This window comes from Stenotrophomonas sp. YJH_SMC_138 (assembly GCF_059369855.1).
This window is the reverse complement of the sequence record NZ_JCAFTB010000015.1, coordinates 1-16,654: the sequence shown is the minus strand read 5'-3', so window position 1 is coordinate 16,654 and position 16,654 is coordinate 1. Positions and strand designations below refer to the sequence as shown.

13 protein-coding genes and 1 tRNA gene are annotated in these 16,654 nt (G+C 63.4%); all 14 read right to left on the bottom strand.

What is annotated here, in order from left to right:
- Positions 1–279: GTP-binding protein (locus tag AC5P7I_RS20780; RefSeq protein ID WP_308307142.1), on the bottom strand; the 279-nt coding region annotated here is incomplete at its 3' end.
- 52 nt (positions 280–331) lie between these two features.
- Entirely contained in the window at positions 332–2,473 is a 2,142-nt protein-coding gene (gene fusA, locus AC5P7I_RS20775) for an elongation factor G (RefSeq protein ID WP_014646050.1), read from the bottom strand.
- Between the two features lie 141 nt (positions 2,474–2,614).
- Positions 2,615–3,088 (bottom strand): 30S ribosomal protein S7, encoded by a 474-nt coding sequence (gene rpsG / locus AC5P7I_RS20770; RefSeq protein ID WP_004145321.1) that lies wholly within the window; start codon positions 3,086–3,088, stop codon positions 2,615–2,617.
- A 12-nt stretch (positions 3,089–3,100) separates the two neighbouring features.
- Complete coding sequence (gene rpsL / locus AC5P7I_RS20765; protein WP_004145320.1) at positions 3,101–3,475, bottom strand: 30S ribosomal protein S12; 375 nt, start codon at positions 3,473–3,475, stop codon at positions 3,101–3,103.
- 284 nt (positions 3,476–3,759) lie between these two features.
- Positions 3,760–7,983: a DNA-directed RNA polymerase subunit beta' gene (gene rpoC, locus AC5P7I_RS20760; RefSeq protein ID WP_014646049.1), complete on the bottom strand. Its 4,224-nt coding sequence runs from the start codon at positions 7,981–7,983 to the stop codon at positions 3,760–3,762.
- Between the two features lie 89 nt (positions 7,984–8,072).
- Positions 8,073–12,227 (bottom strand): DNA-directed RNA polymerase subunit beta, encoded by a 4,155-nt coding sequence (gene rpoB, locus AC5P7I_RS20755; protein ID WP_197557698.1) that lies wholly within the window; start codon positions 12,225–12,227, stop codon positions 8,073–8,075.
- 329 nt (positions 12,228–12,556) lie between these two features.
- Entirely contained in the window at positions 12,557–12,925 is a 369-nt protein-coding gene (rplL, locus tag AC5P7I_RS20750) for a 50S ribosomal protein L7/L12 (protein WP_014646047.1), read from the bottom strand.
- A gap of 63 nt (positions 12,926–12,988) precedes the next feature.
- The gene (gene rplJ, locus AC5P7I_RS20745; protein ID WP_010480377.1) at positions 12,989–13,525 is read right to left on the bottom strand and encodes a 50S ribosomal protein L10; all 537 of its coding nucleotides are present in this window, start codon (positions 13,523–13,525) and stop codon (positions 12,989–12,991) included.
- A 386-nt stretch (positions 13,526–13,911) separates the two neighbouring features.
- Complete coding sequence (rplA, locus tag AC5P7I_RS20740; protein ID WP_014646045.1) at positions 13,912–14,610, bottom strand: 50S ribosomal protein L1; 699 nt, start codon at positions 14,608–14,610, stop codon at positions 13,912–13,914.
- 4 nt (positions 14,611–14,614) lie between these two features.
- Positions 14,615–15,043 carry a 50S ribosomal protein L11 gene (gene rplK, locus AC5P7I_RS20735; protein WP_004145248.1) on the bottom strand — a complete coding sequence of 143 codons (429 nt, stop codon included), beginning with the start codon at positions 15,041–15,043 and terminating at the stop codon, positions 14,615–14,617.
- Positions 15,044–15,301: 258 nt separating this feature from the next.
- Positions 15,302–15,862 carry a transcription termination/antitermination protein NusG gene (nusG, locus tag AC5P7I_RS20730; protein ID WP_004154362.1) on the bottom strand — a complete coding sequence of 187 codons (561 nt, stop codon included), beginning with the start codon at positions 15,860–15,862 and terminating at the stop codon, positions 15,302–15,304.
- A 10-nt stretch (positions 15,863–15,872) separates the two neighbouring features.
- Complete coding sequence (gene secE / locus AC5P7I_RS20725) at positions 15,873–16,286, bottom strand: preprotein translocase subunit SecE (protein ID WP_014646044.1); 414 nt, start codon at positions 16,284–16,286, stop codon at positions 15,873–15,875.
- Positions 16,287–16,335: 49 nt separating this feature from the next.
- Positions 16,336–16,411: transfer RNA gene (locus AC5P7I_RS20720), tRNA-Trp, on the bottom strand.
- Between the two features lie 102 nt (positions 16,412–16,513).
- Positions 16,514–16,654 (bottom strand): EF-Tu C-terminal domain-related protein (locus AC5P7I_RS20715; protein WP_487247787.1); only part of this gene is annotated, 141 nt, incomplete at its 5' end.

Genomic DNA, 16,654 nt, shown 5'->3' with positions numbered 1-16,654 from the left:
GATCATGTTCTTGACGTAGTCAGCGTGGCCCGGGCAGTCAACGTGGGCGTAGTGACGGATCGGGGATTCGTATTCGACGTGCGCGGTCGAGATCGTGATACCACGAGCCTTTTCTTCCGGCGCGGCGTCGATCGAGGAGTAATCCTTGAACTCGCCACCGAAGCGCTCGGCACCGATCTTGGTCAGTGCGGCGGTCAGCGTGGTCTTGCCGTGATCGACGTGACCGATGGTGCCGACGTTGACGTGCGGCTTGGTGCGCTCGAACTTACCCTTTGCCATTGTTCTATACCTTGATTGTTCGTAAGTGGTTTCAAGAGAGGCTGAGCGAGGCTCAGCCCTTCTTCATGACGGCTTCGGCGATGTTGGTCGGAGCCGGCTCGTAGTGATCGAATTCCATGGTGAAGGTGGCGCGGCCCTGGGTCTGCGAACGCAGCGCAGTGGCGTAGCCGAACATTTCACCCAGCGGGATCATCGCGTTGATGATGCTGGCCGAACCGTCACCGGTGGTGTCGGAACCCTGCAGCACGCCGCGACGACGGCTGACGTCGCCCATCACGTCACCCTGGTAATCCTCCGGGGTCACGATCTCGACCTTCATGATCGGCTCCAGCAGCACCGGCTTGGCCTTGGCGAAGCCCTGCTTGAAGGCCATCGACGAAGCCAGCTTGAACGCCATTTCCGAGGAGTCGACGTCGTGGTACGAACCGAACACCAGCTTCACCTTGACGTCCACGACCGGGAAGCCAGCCAGCGGACCGCTGGTGATGGTTTCGCGCAGGCCCTTTTCAACCGACGGAATGAATTCCTTCGGGATCACGCCGCCGGTGATGTCGTTGATGAACAGGAAGTCGTCCTTGATGGCCGGAGCCAGCTTCGGATCGGCACGGTCTTCAGCGGTGATCGGCGACAGCTCGATCACGACGTGACCGTACTGACCCTTACCACCGGACTGCTTGGCGTGCTTGTAGTCCGACTTGACGTCGGCCAGGGTGATGGTTTCGCGGTAGGCCACCTGCGGCGCGCCGACGTTGGCTTCAACGTTGAACTCGCGCTTCAGGCGGTCGACGATGATGTCCAGGTGCAGCTCGCCCATGCCCGAGATGATGGTCTGGCCGGACTCTTCGTCGGTCTTGACGCGGAACGACGGATCTTCCTGCGCCAGACGGCCCAGGGCCAGACCCATCTTTTCCTGGTCCGACTTGGTCTTCGGCTCGACGGCCATCGAGATCACCGGCTCCGGGAACGTCATGCGCTCCAGGATGATCGGCGCGTCCACGGCGCACAGGGTGTCACCGGTGGTGGTGTCCTTCAGGCCCACGGCAGCAGCGATGTCACCAGCCAGAACTTCCTTGATTTCCTCGCGGTTGTTCGAGTGCATCTGCAGGATGCGACCGATGCGCTCCTTCTTGCCCTTCACCGAGTTCAGCACGGTGTCGCCACCGTTCAGGGTGCCCGAGTAGACGCGGAAGAAGGTCAGTGCGCCGACGAACGGGTCGGTGATGATCTTGAAGGCCAGCGACGAGAACGGAGCCTTGTCGTCCGACTTGCGGGTCATCTCGACGGTGTCGTCGTCAACGTCCACGCCCTTCACGTCCGGCACGTCGACCGGCGACGGCAGCAGCTGGATCACGCCGTCCAACATGGCCTGCACGCCCTTGTTCTTGAAGGCCGAGCCGCAGTACATCGGCACGATCTCGGTGGCCAGGGTGCGGGTACGCAGCGCGTTGATGATTTCAGCCTCGGCCAGCTCTTCGCCGCCCAGGTACTTTTCCATCAGCTCTTCGCTGGCCTCGGCAGCGGTCTCGACCATGAACTGGCGAGCCTCTTCGGCAGCCGCCTGCAGATCGGCCGGGATGTCGCTGTATTCGAACTTCATGCCCTGCGAAGCCTCATCCCAATGGATGGCCTTCATCTTCAGCAGGTCGACAACGCCCTTGAAGTTGTCTTCAGCGCCGATCGGCAGCTGCATCGGCACGGCGACCGCGCCCAGCTTGGCCTTCAGCTGGCCGACGACCTTCTGGAAGTTGGCACCGGTGCGGTCCATCTTGTTGACGAACGCGATGCGCGGCACGTGGTACTTGTTGGCCTGGCGCCACACGGTTTCCGACTGCGGCTGCACGCCACCGACGGCACACAGGACGAAGACGGCACCGTCGAGCACGCGCAGCGAGCGCTCCACTTCGATGGTGAAGTCGACGTGCCCGGGGGTGTCGATGATGTTGAAGCGGTGCTCCGGCAGGGACTTGTCCATGCCCTTCCAGAACGCGGTGGTGGCAGCGGACTGGATCGTGATGCCACGCTCCTGCTCCTGCTCCATCCAGTCCATGGTGGCGGCGCCGTCGTGCACTTCACCGATCTTGTGGCTCTTGCCGGTGTAGAACAGGATGCGCTCGGACGTGGTGGTCTTGCCGGCATCGATGTGAGCCATGATGCCGAAGTTACGGTAACGCTCGATGGGAGTGGAACGGGCCACGGGAGCCTCTCAGATTTCTTGGATTTCGGATGGCCGAACGCCGCCTTTCGGCGGCCTTCGGATTGGCGCAGCCCTTCTGGGACCGCGAGGCAGCACGCACCGAAGTGGTGCTGCCCTGCCTGTTTTACAAGGCCGTCAAACTCACCAGCGGTAGTGGGCGAATGCCTTGTTGGCTTCGGCCATGCGGTGGGTTTCTTCGCGCTTCTTGATGGCGCCGCCACGGTTTTCCGAGGCGTCGATCAGTTCAGCAGCCAGCTTCTTCGGCATGGTGTTCTCACCACGCTTGCGCGCGGAGTCGATCAGCCAGCGCATGGCCAGGGCCATCTTGCGCGACGAACGCACTTCGACCGGCACCTGGTAGGTGGCACCACCGACGCGACGCGACTTGACTTCGACCGCCGGAGCGACGTTGTCCAGAGCCTTCTGCACCAGTTCAATGGCGTTGGCGCTGCTGTTCTTCTCGGTGATCACGTCCATGGCGCCGTACACGATCTTTTCGGCGACGGACTTCTTGCCGCTCTGCATGACCATGTTGATGAAGCGGGCGATGGTTTCGCTTCCGTGCTTCGGATCGGGCAGGACGGAACGCTGCGGAGTATTACCCTTACGCGACATAGTGCTCTCTCCTTATGCCTTCGGACGCTTGGCGCCGTACTTGGAACGGGCCTGGCGACGCTTGGCAACGCCGGCGGCGTCGAGCGAGCCACGAACGGTGTGGTAACGCACACCCGGCAGGTCCTTGACGCGACCGCCGCGGATCAGGACCACGGAGTGCTCCTGCAGGTTGTGGCCTTCACCACCGATGTAGGAAATCACTTCTTCCTGGTTGGTCAGGCGGACCTTGGCAACCTTGCGCAGAGCCGAGTTCGGCTTCTTCGGAGTGGTGGTGTAGACACGGGTGCAGACGCCACGGCGCTGCGGGCACTTGTCGAGCGCCGGCGAGGCACTCTTGTAGGTGGTCGCTTGCCGCGGCTTGCGGACCAGCTGGTTGATCGTCGCCATCAGTAGGTTCTTCTGATTGGTGGCCGGAAAATCCGACCAGAGATGCGGAAATGTTAAAGCAGGCCGAAATTCTGGCCTGCTGAGACAGACGATTGTAGCAACCTGCCAGGAAAGCAGTCAAACGCCTCCTGTCAAGCCCGTCCCTGATCCCGGGACGTTACTGGGGGGCCTCCATGTACCCCGTTCAGGTTGACAGGGTCGATCGCGGACGATCTCCCCTGCCCTTTCCCAATCCCATCGATGGACCGATGGGGTGGTCCGGCCTTGCGGCCGGACCGGCTACCTCATTCTTCGCCCGACGCCTGTTCAGCTTCGGCTTCAACCACCGGCGCCTCGACCGCGGCCGGGGTACCGGCCAGGGTCTGCATTTCCGACTCGGTGAGACCGGAAGCGCCGCGACGGCGGTTGCTGTGGTACGCCAAGCCGGTACCGGCCGGAATCAGGCGACCCACGATGACGTTTTCCTTCAGGCCACGCAGGTTGTCCGAGGTGCCGCGGACGGCCGCTTCGGTCAGCACGCGGGTGGTTTCCTGGAACGAAGCGGCCGAGATGAACGATTCGGTCGCCAGCGACGCCTTGGTGATACCCAGCAGGACCGGATCGAAGTGCGCCGGCAGCTCGTTGCGGGCCGACAGGCGCGCATTTTCCTCGATAACGCGCTGACGCTCCACCTGTTCGCCGTTCAGGAACTTGCTGCTGCCCTGATCGGTGATCTCGACCTTGCGCAGCATCTGGCGGGTGATCACCTCGATGTGCTTGTCGTTGATCTTCACGCCCTGCAGGCGGTACACGTCCTGGATTTCCTTCACCAGGTAGGCCGCCAGCGGCTCGACGCCCAGCAGGCGCAGGATGTCCTGCGGGCTCGGCTCGCCGTCCACGATGGTTTCACCCTTGGTGACATGCTCGCCTTCGAACACGATGACCTGGCGGTACTTCGGGATCAGCTCTTCGTGCTCCGAACCATCGGTGTCCTTGATGATCAGGCGCTGCTTGCCCTTGGTGTCCTTACCGAAGCTGATGATGCCCGAACGCTCGGCCAGCACCGCCGGATCCTTCGGCTTGCGCGCTTCGAACAGGTCGGCCACGCGCGGCAGACCACCGGTGATGTCGCGGGTCTTCGACGCTTCCTGCGGGATCTTGGCGACGACGTCGCCCACGCCCACCGGGGCGCCGTCCTGCAGGTTGACGATCGAACGCGGCGGCAGCAGGTACTGCGCCGGCAGGTCGGTGCCCGGAATCGACAGGTCGTTGCCCTTGGCGTCGACGATGCGCACGATCGGGCGCAGGTCCTTGGCCTGGGTACCACGACGCTTCGGATCGGTGATTTCGCGCGAAGCCAGGCCGGTCAGCTCGTCAGTCTTCTCGATGACGGTGATGCCATCAACGAAGTCGATGAAGCGGATGAAGCCGGCCACTTCCGACACGATCGGGTGGTTATGCGGATCCCAGTTGGCCACGGTCTGGCCAGCCTTGATCGCATCACCGTCCTTGGACGTGATGGTCGCACCGTACGGCAGCTTGTAACGCTCACGCTCACGGCCGTGGGCATCGAGCACCGAGATTTCGCCCGAGCGCGACACTGCGACCAGCGAGCCGTTGGCATGCTCGACCGACTTGAGGTTGCTGAACTTGACCGAGCCGGTGGTCTTGACGGTGATGTTGTCGACCGCTGCAGCTCGCGACGCCGCACCACCGATGTGGAACGTACGCATGGTCAGCTGGGTACCCGGCTCACCGATGGACTGCGCGGCGATGACGCCGACCGCTTCACCGATGTTGACCAGGTGGCCACGGGCCAGGTCGCGGCCGTAGCAGCGCGAGCAGACACCGAACGCCGATTCGCAGGAGATGGTCGAGCGGACCTTGATGGTCTGCACGCCGGCATCTTCCAGCTTGGCGACCCAGGCTTCGTCGAGCAGGGTGTTGCGGGTGACGATCGGATCCTCGTCGTTGCCCGGCAGGAACACGTCCTCGGCAACCACGCGACCCAGCACGCGGTCCTTCAGCGGCTCGACCACGTCGCCGCCTTCCACGATCGGGGTCATGATCAGGCCTTCGGTGGTACCGCAATCCACCTCGGTGATCACCACGTCCTGCGCGACGTCGACCAGACGACGGGTCAGGTAACCCGAGTTCGCGGTCTTCAGCGCGGTATCGGCCAGACCCTTACGGGCACCGTGGGTGGAGTTGAAGTACTCCTGCACGTTCAGGCCTTCGCGGAAGTTCGCCTTGATGGGCGTCTCGATGATCGAGCCGTCCGGGCGGGCCATCAGGCCGCGCATGCCGGCCAGCTGACGGATCTGCGCCTGCGAACCACGCGCACCGGAGTCGGCCATGATGTACAGCGAGTTCATCGACTTCTGGTCGATGGTCTCGCCCTTGGCATTGACCACCTTCTCGGTACCGATGGTGTCCATCATCGCCTTGGCGATGCGCTCGTTGGTGCGCGACCAGATGTCGACCACCTTGTTGTAGCGCTCGCCGGCGGTGACCAGGCCCGACTGGTACTGCTCCTGGATTTCCAGCACTTCGGCTTCGGCCTCGGTGAGGATGCCCTTCTTCTCGTCCGGGATCAGCATGTCGTCGATGCCGATCGAGACGCCGGCGCGGGTCGCGTAGGCGAAGCCGGTGTACATCAGCTTGTCGGCGAACACGACCGTGTCCTTCAGGCCCAGCTGGCGGTAGCTGGAGTTGATCAGGCGGCTGATGTTCTTCTTGGTCAGCTCGGTGTTGGCCAGCGCGAACGGCAGGCCTTCCGGCAGGATTTCAGCCAGCAGGGCGCGACCGATCGTGGTGTCCACGATCGAGGTCTTGTTCTGCTTGTTGCCGTCTTCGTCGGTCACCACCTCGGTGATGCGGACCTTGACCTTGGCGTGCAGTTCCACCACGCGGTTGTCGTAGGCACGCTTCACTTCGGCGATGTTGGCGAAGGCCATGCCCTCGCCCTTCTTGTTTTCCAGCGAGCGGGTCATGTAGTACAGACCCAGCACGACGTCCTGCGACGGCACGATGATCGGCTCGCCGTTGGCCGGCGACAGGATGTTGTTGGTCGACATCATCAGCGCACGCGCTTCCAGCTGGGCTTCCAGCGAGAGCGGCACGTGGACGGCCATCTGGTCACCGTCGAAGTCGGCGTTGAACGCGGTGCAGACCAGCGGGTGCAGCTGGATGGCCTTGCCTTCGATCAGCACCGGCTCGAACGCCTGGATGCCCAGACGGTGCAGGGTCGGCGCACGGTTCAGCATCACCGGATGCTCGCGGATGACCTCTTCCAGGATGTCCCAGACTTCGGCTTCTTCGCGCTCGACCAGCTTCTTGGCGGCCTTGATGGTGGTGGCCAGGCCACGACGCTGCAGCTTGGCGAAGACGAACGGCTTGAACAGCTCCAGCGCCATCTTCTTCGGCAGGCCGCACTGGTGCAGGCGCAGGTACGGACCGACCACGATGACCGAACGGCCCGAGTAGTCGACACGCTTGCCGAGCAGGTTCTGGCGGAAGCGACCCTGCTTGCCCTTGATCATGTCGGCCAGCGACTTCAGCGGGCGCTTGTTGGTGCCGGTGATGGCACGGCCGCGACGGCCGTTGTCCAGCAGCGCATCGACCGATTCCTGCAGCATGCGCTTTTCATTGCGCACGATGATGTCCGGCGCGCTCAGCTCGAGCAGGCGGCGCAGGCGGTTGTTGCGGTTGATGACGCGGCGGTACAGGTCGTTCAGGTCGGAGGTCGCGAAGCGGCCGCCATCCAGCGGGACCAGCGGGCGCAGGTCCGGCGGCAGTACCGGCAGCACGGTCATGACCATCCATTCCGGACGGTTGCCCGATTCCAGGAAGGCCTCGATCAGCTTGATGCGCTTGGTGAGGCGCTTGAGCTTGGTTTCCGAACCGGTAGCGGCGATTTCCTCGCGCAGGCGGGTCATTTCCGACTGCAGGTCGATCGTGCGCAGCAATTCGTACACGGCCTCGGCGCCCATGGCGGCGTCGAAGTCGTCACCGTGCTCCTGGCGGGCCTGCAGGTACTGTTCCTCGGTCAGCAGCTGGCGGCGCTCCAGGGCGGTCAGGCCCGGCTCGGTCACCACGTACGCTTCGAAGTACAGCACGCGCTCGATATCGCGCAGGGTCATGTCCAGCATCAGGCCGATGCGCGACGGCAGCGACTTCAGGAACCAGATGTGCGCGACCGGCGACGCCAGGTCGATGTGGCCCATGCGCTCACGGCGCACCTTGGCCAGGGTCACTTCGGTGCCGCACTTTTCGCAGACCACGCCGCGGTGCTTCATGCGCTTGTACTTGCCGCACAGGCACTCGTAGTCCTTCACCGGGCCGAAGATGGCGGCGCAGAACAGGCCGTCGCGTTCCGGCTTGAAGGTACGGTAGTTGATGGTTTCCGGCTTCTTCACTTCGCCGAAGGACCACGAACGGATCAGGTCCGGCGAGGCCAGCGCGATCTTGATCGCGTCGAAGTCCAGCGTCTGGCGCTGCTGGTTGAAGAGGTTGAGCAGGTCTTTCATGGTGTTCTCCAGAAGGAGGAATGCTGTGTCGATGGGCTTTCAGTTGACTGCCAGCGGCGCGGCGGCGGAGGCCGCCGCGCCGGCATGGATCAGTTGTCTTCCAGTTCCATGTTGATGGCCAGCGAGCGGATTTCCTTCACGAGCACGTTGAAGGATTCCGGCATGCCCGCAACCATCTCGTGCTCACCGTCGACAATGTTCTTGTACATCTGGTTGCGGCCCTGCACGTCATCGGACTTCACCGTCAGCATTTCCTGCAGGGTGTAGGCCGCGCCGTAGGCTTCCAGCGCCCAGACTTCCATTTCACCGAAGCGCTGGCCGCCGAACTGCGCCTTGCCGCCCAGCGGCTGCTGGGTGACGAGCGAGTACGGACCGGTCGAACGGGCGTGCATCTTGTCGTCGACCAGGTGGTTCAGCTTCAGGTAGTGCATGTAGCCAACAGTGGTGTGGCGATCGAAGGCTTCACCGGTGCGGCCGTCGTACAGCTGGGTCTGGCCGCTGCTCGGCAGGTCGGCCAGTTCCAGCATGCGCTTGATTTCCGCTTCGGTGGCGCCGTCGAACACCGGGGTAGCCATCGGCACGCCGTCGGTCAGGTTACGGGCCAGGCGCAGCAGTTCCTCGTCGCTGAACTGCGACAGGTCGACACGGTTGGCCACGTTGGTGTCGTCGTGGTTGTAGATGTCGTCCAGGAACTTGCGCAGGTCGGCGACCGCCGCCTGGGCTTCCATCATCGCCTGGATCTTGCGACCCAGACCCTTGGCGGCCCAGCCCAGGTGCACTTCCAGGATCTGGCCGATGTTCATACGCGACGGCACGCCCAGCGGGTTCAGCACGATGTCCACGGTTTCGCCCGAGGCCATGTACGGCATGTCCTCGACCGGCACCACGTTGGAGACCACACCCTTGTTGCCGTGGCGGCCAGCCATCTTGTCGCCCGGCTGGATGCGGCGCTTCACGGCCAGGAACACCTTGACCATCTTCAGAACGCCCGGAGCGAGGTCATCACCGGCGGTGATCTTGCCGCGCTTGTCGGCGAAGCGACGCTCGAACTCCTTCTCGTGCGCCTGGATCTGCTTCTGCGCGCGCTCGATGGCTTCCGAAGCGTCCTCGTCCTTCATGCGCAGGGCGAACCAGTCAGCCTTCTTCAGGCCGTCCAGGAAGGCGTCGGTGATCACGTCACCCTTCTTCAGGCCAGCGCCACCGTTGACCACCTTGCCCACGATCTGCGAACGCAGACGCATGTAGATGGCGGCTTCCAGGATGCGGAACTGGTCGTCGAAGTCCTTCTTGACGCGCTTGATTTCAGACTCTTCGATCTGGCGGGCGCGCTTGTCCTTCTCAATGCCGTCGCGGGTGAAGACCTGCACGTCGATGACAGTGCCGTCCATGCCCGGCGGAACGCGCAGCGAGCTGTCCTTCACGTCCGAAGCCTTCTCGCCGAAGATCGCGCGCAGCAGCTTCTCTTCCGGGGTCAGCTGGCTTTCGCCCTTCGGGGTGACCTTGCCGACCAGGATGTCGCCGGCGCGGACTTCCGCACCGATGTACACCACGCCGCTCTCGTCCAGGCGGTTCAGCGCCTGCTCGGAGACGTTCGGGATGTCGGCGGAGATTTCCTCCGGCCCCAGCTTGGTGTCACGCGCGACGCAGGTCAGCTCTTCGATGTGGATCGTGGTGTAACGATCCTCTTCCACCACGCGCTCGGAGAGCAGGATGGAGTCTTCGAAGTTGTAGCCGTTCCACGGCATGAACGCGATCAGCATGTTCTGGCCCAAGGCCAGTTCGCCGATGTCGGTGGACGGACCGTCGGCCAGCACGTCGCCGCGGGCGATGACGTCACCGACCTGGACCAGCGGACGCTGGTTGATGCAGGTGTTCTGGTTCGAACGGGTGTACTTGACCAGGTTGTAGATGTCCACGCCTGCGTCGGTGGCGCCAACGATCTCTTCCTCGTTGACCTTGACCACGATGCGGGCCGCGTCGATCTGCACGATCTCGCCGCCACGGCGGGCGTTCACGGTCACGCCCGAGTCGCGCGCCACGGCGCGCTCGATGCCGGTACCCACCAGCGGCTTCTGCGCACGCAGGGTCGGCACGGCCTGACGCTGCATGTTGGCGCCCATCAGTGCGCGGTTGGCGTCATCGTGCTCCAGGAACGGAACCAGCGCAGCCGCGATCGACACGGTCTGCATCGGCGAGACGTCCATGAAGTGGACTTCCGCCGGCGGCTTCAGCAGCGATTCGCCCTGGAAGCGGCACGGAACGAACTGCTCGGTCAGCACGCTGTCGGCATTGGTCAGGGCGTTGGCCTGCGCAATGACGTACTCGTTTTCTTCGATCGCCGACAGGAACTCGACTTCGTCATGGACCTTGCCGTCCACGACCTTGCGGTACGGGGTCTCGAGGAAACCGTACTGGTTGGTGCGGGCATACACGGCCAGCGAGTTGATCAGGCCGATGTTCGGGCCTTCCGGGGTTTCGATGGTGCAGACGCGGCCGTAATGGGTCGGGTGCACGTCGCGCACTTCGAAGCCGGCGCGCTCACGGGTCAGACCGCCCGGGCCCAGGGCCGAGACGCGACGCTTGTGAGTCACTTCCGACAGCGGGTTGTTCTGGTCCATGAACTGCGACAGCTGCGAGGAGCCGAAGAACTCCTTGATGGCAGCGGCGACCGGCTTGGCGTTGATCAGTTCCTGCGGGGTCAGGCCTTCCGACTCGGCCATCGACAGGCGCTCCTTGACCGCGCGCTCGACGCGGACCAGGCCGACGCGGAACACGTTCTCGGCCATTTCACCGACCGAACGCACGCGACGGTTGCCCAGGTGATCGATGTCATCGACCACGCCGCGACCGTTGCGGATCTCGGTCAGGACCTTGATCACGTCCAGGATGTCGGAGCTGTCGCCGTGGGCAGCGACCAGGCGCTTGGACTCTTCGTCGTTGCGCTCACCGAAGTACTTGCTGTCGTACAGCACGGCTTCGCCGGTGGTTTCCTTGCGGCCCACGCGACGGTTGAACTTCATGCGGCCGACCGCGGACAGGTCGTAGCGCTCGAAGGTGAAGAACAGGTTGTGGAACAGGTTCTGCGCGGCATCCTTGGTCGGCGGCTCGCCCGGACGCATCATGCGGTAGATCTCGACCAGGGCTTCCAGCTGGGTCTTGGTCGGATCGATGCGCAGGGTGTTGGACAGGTACGGGCCACGATCCAGGTCGTTCACCCACAGGGTGCCGACCGCATCGACGCCGGCCTTGCGGAAGGCCTGCAGCTGCTCGTCGGTGATCTCGTCGTTGGCCTGGGCCAGCAGTTCGCCGGTCGAGGCATCGACCACGTCGTGCGACAGGATGCGGCCGACGATGTAGTCGTCCGGCACGGCCAGGGCGGCGATGCCCGAGGCTTCCAGCTGCTTGATGTGGCGCGCGGTGATGCGCTTGCCGGCTTCCACGATGACCTTGTCGCCGTCGGCGAGGTCGAAGCCCAGGGTTTCGCCACGCAGGCGCTCCGGCACCAGCTCCAGCTGGACGCCTTCATCCGGGTTGATGTGGAAGGTGTTGATCTCGAAGAACTCGGCCAGCATCTCCTCGTTGCTGTAACCAAGCGCGCGCAGCAGGATCGACACCGGCAGCTTGCGGCGGCGGTCGATACGGGTGAACAGCGCGTCCTTCGGGTCGAACTCGAAGTCCAGCCAGGAACCGCGGTAAGGAATGATGCGGGCGCTGTACAGCAGCTTGCCCGAGCTGTGGGTCTTGCCACGGTCGTGGTCGAAGAACACGCCCGGCGAGCGGTGCAGCTGCGAGACGATGACGCGCTCGGTGCCGTTGACGATGAAGGTGCCGTTCTCGGTCATCAGCGGGATTTCGCCCAGATAGACCTCCTGCTCCTTCACGTACTTGATGGCCTTGGTCGACGACTCACGGTCGTAGATCACCAGGCGCACGGTCACGCGCAGCGGGGCGCCGTAGCTCATGCCGCGCTGGCGGCACTCACGCTCGTCGAAGACCGGTTCGCCCAGCTTGTAGCCGACGTATTCCAGGGCAGCATTGCCGCTGTAGCTGGCGATCGGGAAGACCGACTTCAGCGCAGCGTGCAGGCCGTGGTCCGTGCGCTTGGCCGGATCGACGTTTTCCTGCAGGAATTCACGATAGGAATCCACCTGGATGGCGAGCAGGAACGGCACTTCGAGAATCGAGCGCTGCTTGCCGAAATCCTTGCGGATACGCTTTTTTTCGGTGAACGAATAGGACGTCATGAGGTCTTCCACCTTGTTGTGCGGATCGTGCGCCCACGATCCGAAGGGAACTTGAAATTGTCAGTTGGAAGTCGCTGGTATTGCCGGCACCAGCACGCCTTCTCCCGCTACTTCCAACTGCCAACTCGTCTGCTACCACTCCCCCGCTGCCGCGCCGTGCGCTGGCCTGCCGGGGTTTGACTGCAGCCCGTGTTGGGCTTTTTCCTGCTTTTGAAACAGTCGACTAACAGTCGACCCTACCGGTACCGCAACAACGACCAAAGGCCGGGGGCTTACGCCCCCAGCCTTGGCTGCATCGCCGTGAATCGGTGACGATGCAAGGTAACTGCTTACTTGACTTCGACAGTCGCGCCAGCAGCTTCCAGGTCCTTCTTCATCTTCTCGGCGTCTTCCTTCGAAGCGCCTTCCTTCAGGACGCCACCGGCTTCGGCCAGGTCCTTCGCTTCCTTCAGGCCCAGGCCGGTGATGGCGCGGACGGCCTTGATGACCTCGACCTTCTTCTCGCCGGCGGTCTTCAGGGTGACGGTGAACTCGGTCTGCTCTTCAACAGCAGCGGCCGGGCCAGCGGCAGCAGCCACGGCAACCGGAGCAGCGGCGGAGACGCCGAACTTCTCTTCGATGGCCTTGACCAGCTCCATCACTTCCATCAGGGACTTCTCGGCGATGGCGTCGACGATCTGTTCGTTGGTAAGGGACATGATTAATACCTTTGGATGATTTTCTGGGTTGAGGTTCCGTCAGGAACCACGGTAAGTCGAAACTCAGGCGGTCTCGGCGGCCGGCTCGGCAGCGTCGGCGGCGACATCGCCACCCCCCTGCTTCTCGCCAACGGCCTTGATGGCGCGGGCAAACATCGTGACCGGCTCGGTCAGGACGCGGGCCAGCATGGCCAGGGCCTGGTCGCGGGTCGGCAGCGAGGCCAGCACTTCGACGTGGCTTGCCGGGAACACTTCGCCACCGATGGCGACGACCTTAGCCTTCAGCTTGTCGTTGCCCTTGGCGGCTTCCTTGATCAGGCGACCGGCAGCGCCGGGCTCCTCGAGCGAGAACGCGTACAGCAGCGGACCAACCATCTGGTCCTGGGCGACTGCGAACTCGGTGCCTTCAACGGCGCGCGAAGCCAGGGTGTTCTTGACAACCTTCAAGAAAACACCGGTTTCACGAGCCTGCTTGCGCATCGCGGTCATCTGGGCGACCGTGGTGCCAGCGTATTCGGCTGCGATCAAGGAGTGGGCCTTGGCGGCGACGTCTGCCAGCTCGGCGACTACTTCTTGCTTCTGGGACAGATTGAGAGCCATTGCACTCCTCCTATTGAACTCCGCTTACGGCTCCTGCCGTGTGCGGTCCTGTGCGGCATCCGTCCTGGACGCCGGGAACATCGGGATGATGTTCCGGGGGTGGGCCGTTCTAGACCTGGAGTGGGCCAACCTGGGAAACCCAGACGTGCGTGAACCAGAAAAACTCCAGAAGGGCACCATCTACGCAGGGTGATTCCGGGGAATCGATTAAGCGCTCATGACTGCTCCGGCGGCGACTCCTTGCCAGATCGAGCTTCCGTGCCCGTCGCCGGTATTGCCACGACCGCGCCTGCGGTCTTTGACGGCTACCGCAGGCGATGCACTGCCAGCGATGCCTTCAAATGTCACGGTCACGGCACCGAAGGTACCGTGACCGCTTGAAACAATTACTTCAGGGTCAGCGACGACTGGTCGACGGTGACGCCCGGGCCCATCGTCGAGCTGACCGAAACCTTCTGCAGGTAGGTGCCCTTCGAGGTGGCCGGCTTGGCCTTGATCAGGTCCAGCAGCAGCGCGGTCAGGTTCGACTTCAGCGCGTCTTCGGCGAAGTCGGCCTTGCCGATGGTGCAGTGGATGATGCCGGCCTTGTCGGTGCGGTAACGGACCTGACCCGACTTGGCGTTCTTCACGGCTTCACCCGGGTTCGGGGAAACGGTGCCGACCTTCGGGTTCGGCATCAGGCCGCGCGGGCCCAGCACGGTGCCCAGCTTACCGACGACACGCATGGCGTCCGGGGTCGCGATGACGACGTCATAGTTCAGATCACCGGCCTGCATCTTCTCGGCCAGATCGTCCATACCGACGGCTTCGGCGCCAGCGGCCAGGGCTTCATCAGCCTTGGCACCGGCCGGAGCGAACACGGCGACGCGGACCGACTTGCCGGTACCGGCCGGCAGCACGGTGGAGCCACGGACCTGCTGGTCGGACTTCTTCGCATCGACGCCCAGGCGCACGGCAACGTCGATCGACTCGACGAACTTGGCCTTGGTGGCGGTCTTCAGGATGTTGATCGCGTCCTCGAAGGCGTACGCCTTGCCCGGAACGACGGCGGCCTTGATGGCCTTCTCACGCTTGGTCTGTGCCATCTTATTAACCCTCCACCACGAGGCCCATGGAACGGGCAGAGCCAGCGATGGTACGCACGGCGGCGTCCAGGTCGGCGGCAGTCAGATCCGGTTCCTTCGCCTTGGCGATCTCTTCCAGCTGCTTACGGGTGACCTTGCCGACCTTCTCGGTGTTCGGGCGCTTGGAGCCCGACGAGATGCCAGCGGCCTTCTTCAGCAGGGTGGTAGCCGGGGTGCTCTTGGTGATGAAGGTGAACGTACGGTCCGAGTAGGCCGTGATGATCACCGGAACCGGCAGACCCGGCTCGAGCTTCTGCGTGGCAGCGTTGAACGCCTTGCAGAATTCCATGATGTTCAGACCACGCTGACCCAGCGCAGGACCGACCGGCGGCGAGGGGTTGGCCTGACCGGCCTTCACCTGCAGCTTGATGTAACCGACAACTTTCTTTGCCATGTGAGTGCTCTCCGGGTGCTAGCGCCTTTCGACAACAGGCTCCCCATCGGACCGGGAATCACGCGTCCCGGCATCGCGTTTTGAAATCATGCTGAAGGCCACCTTGCGGCGGCCTCATCCTGCTGACTTTCCCAGCAGGGAGCCGCGCACTATAACAGGTTTTTTCTTCACATGCCTGAAGCGGCAGGTAAACGAACGAAACCGGGCCAGGCCCGGTTTCTGGTCCGACGCCGAGCCATGCTCGACGCTACAGACAGGTCAGACGGCCTTTTCGACCTGGCCGAACTCGAGCTCGACCGGGGTCGCACGACCGAAGATCAGCACCGAGACGCGCAGACGGCTCTTCTCGTAGTTGACCTCTTCGACGACGCCGTTGAAATCGTTGAACGGGCCATCGGTGACACGGACCATCTGGCCCGGCTCGAACAGCACCTTGGGACGCGGCTTCTCGACACCTTCCTGAACGCGGTTCAGGATGGCCTCGGCCTCGGAATCGGCGATCGGCAGCGGGCGATCAGCGGTACCGCCGATGAAGCCCATCACGCGCGGGGTTTCCTTGACCAGATGCCAGCTTTCGTTGTCGATGCGCGGAATGCCGGCTTCTTCGTGGGTCTCGATCTGGACCAGCACATAGCCCGGGAAGAACTTGCGCTCGGAGCGGCGCTTCTGGCCAGCGCGCATCTCGACCACTTCTTCGGTCGGAACCAGGACGTCGCCGAAGCGCTCTTCCATGCCATCACGGACGATGCGATCGCGCAGGGCCTGCGCCACCGACTTCTCGAAGCCCGAATAGGCGTGAACGACGTACCAACGCTTCATGCAATTCTCCTTAGCGGCTCAGGAACCACTGAGTCAGTTTCTGGATCAGGAAGTCGAAGCCACCCAGCAGCAGGCTGAGGATGAGCACCACGACGATCACGACCCAGGTCATGCGGATGGCTTCCTGGCGCGTCGGCCAGACCACCTTGCGCAGTTCGAAGCGCGACTCGGAGAGGAATTCGCGGGTGTCGCGCCCCTTGCCGGTCAGCATGAACACGCCGATACCGCCAACCAGACCGACCACGACCGCCAACGCACGCACCTGACCCGCCCACGCACCCAGCTGGGCGGCGCGACCGGAGTCGGCGGAGAACCAGAACCAGACGAACAGACCGGCCAGCACCAGCAACGATGCGGCGACATACTTGACGATATCTCCACCATTGGCGGAGTTGTCCTTGGAGTGTTCGATCTTGCTATTCATCCGGCTGTGTCTGCTTTAGCGGCGCAGGCCGCTGGGTAAGGTGGGCAGATGGCACGCCAGGAGGGACTCGAACCCCCAACCTGCGGTTTTGGAGACCGCTGCTCTGCCAATTGAGCTACTGGCGTACGTTGAAAACTTGCCTTCCCTTAGACGGCGAAGGCGGACCGAGGTTCCCGGCCCGCCATTCGCGTAACCGGCGGCGCTATGCAACCACCGGTACTGCAGGCTTACTCGATGATCTTCGAGACCACGCCGGCGCCGACGGTACGGCCGCCTTCGCGGATGGCGAAGCGCAGGCCTTCGTCCATTGCCACCGGGTTGATCAGGGTGACGACCATCTTGACGTTGTCACCCGGCATCACCATTTC

What these genes read in the sequence shown, in the direction of transcription:
- rpsG (WP_004145321.1), bottom strand. Translation starts at nt 3,088, where the DNA reads ATGTCGCGTAAGGGTAATACTCCGCAGCGTTCCGTCCTGCCCGATCCG.
- rpsL (WP_004145320.1), bottom strand. Translation starts at nt 3,475, where the DNA reads ATGGCGACGATCAACCAGCTGGTCCGCAAGCCGCGGCAAGCGACCACC.
- rpoC (WP_014646049.1), bottom strand. Translation starts at nt 7,983, where the DNA reads ATGAAAGACCTGCTCAACCTCTTCAACCAGCAGCGCCAGACGCTGGAC.
- rpoB (WP_197557698.1), bottom strand. Translation starts at nt 12,227, where the DNA reads ATGACGTCCTATTCGTTCACCGAAAAAAAGCGTATCCGCAAGGATTTC.
- rplL (WP_014646047.1), bottom strand. Translation starts at nt 12,925, where the DNA reads ATGTCCCTTACCAACGAACAGATCGTCGACGCCATCGCCGAGAAGTCC.
- rplJ (WP_010480377.1), bottom strand. Translation starts at nt 13,525, where the DNA reads ATGGCTCTCAATCTGTCCCAGAAGCAAGAAGTAGTCGCCGAGCTGGCA.
- rplA (WP_014646045.1), bottom strand. Translation starts at nt 14,610, where the DNA reads ATGGCACAGACCAAGCGTGAGAAGGCCATCAAGGCCGCCGTCGTTCCG.
- rplK (WP_004145248.1), bottom strand. Translation starts at nt 15,043, where the DNA reads ATGGCAAAGAAAGTTGTCGGTTACATCAAGCTGCAGGTGAAGGCCGGT.
- nusG (WP_004154362.1), bottom strand. Translation starts at nt 15,862, where the DNA reads ATGAAGCGTTGGTACGTCGTTCACGCCTATTCGGGCTTCGAGAAGTCG.
- secE (WP_014646044.1), bottom strand. Translation starts at nt 16,286, where the DNA reads ATGAATAGCAAGATCGAACACTCCAAGGACAACTCCGCCAATGGTGGA.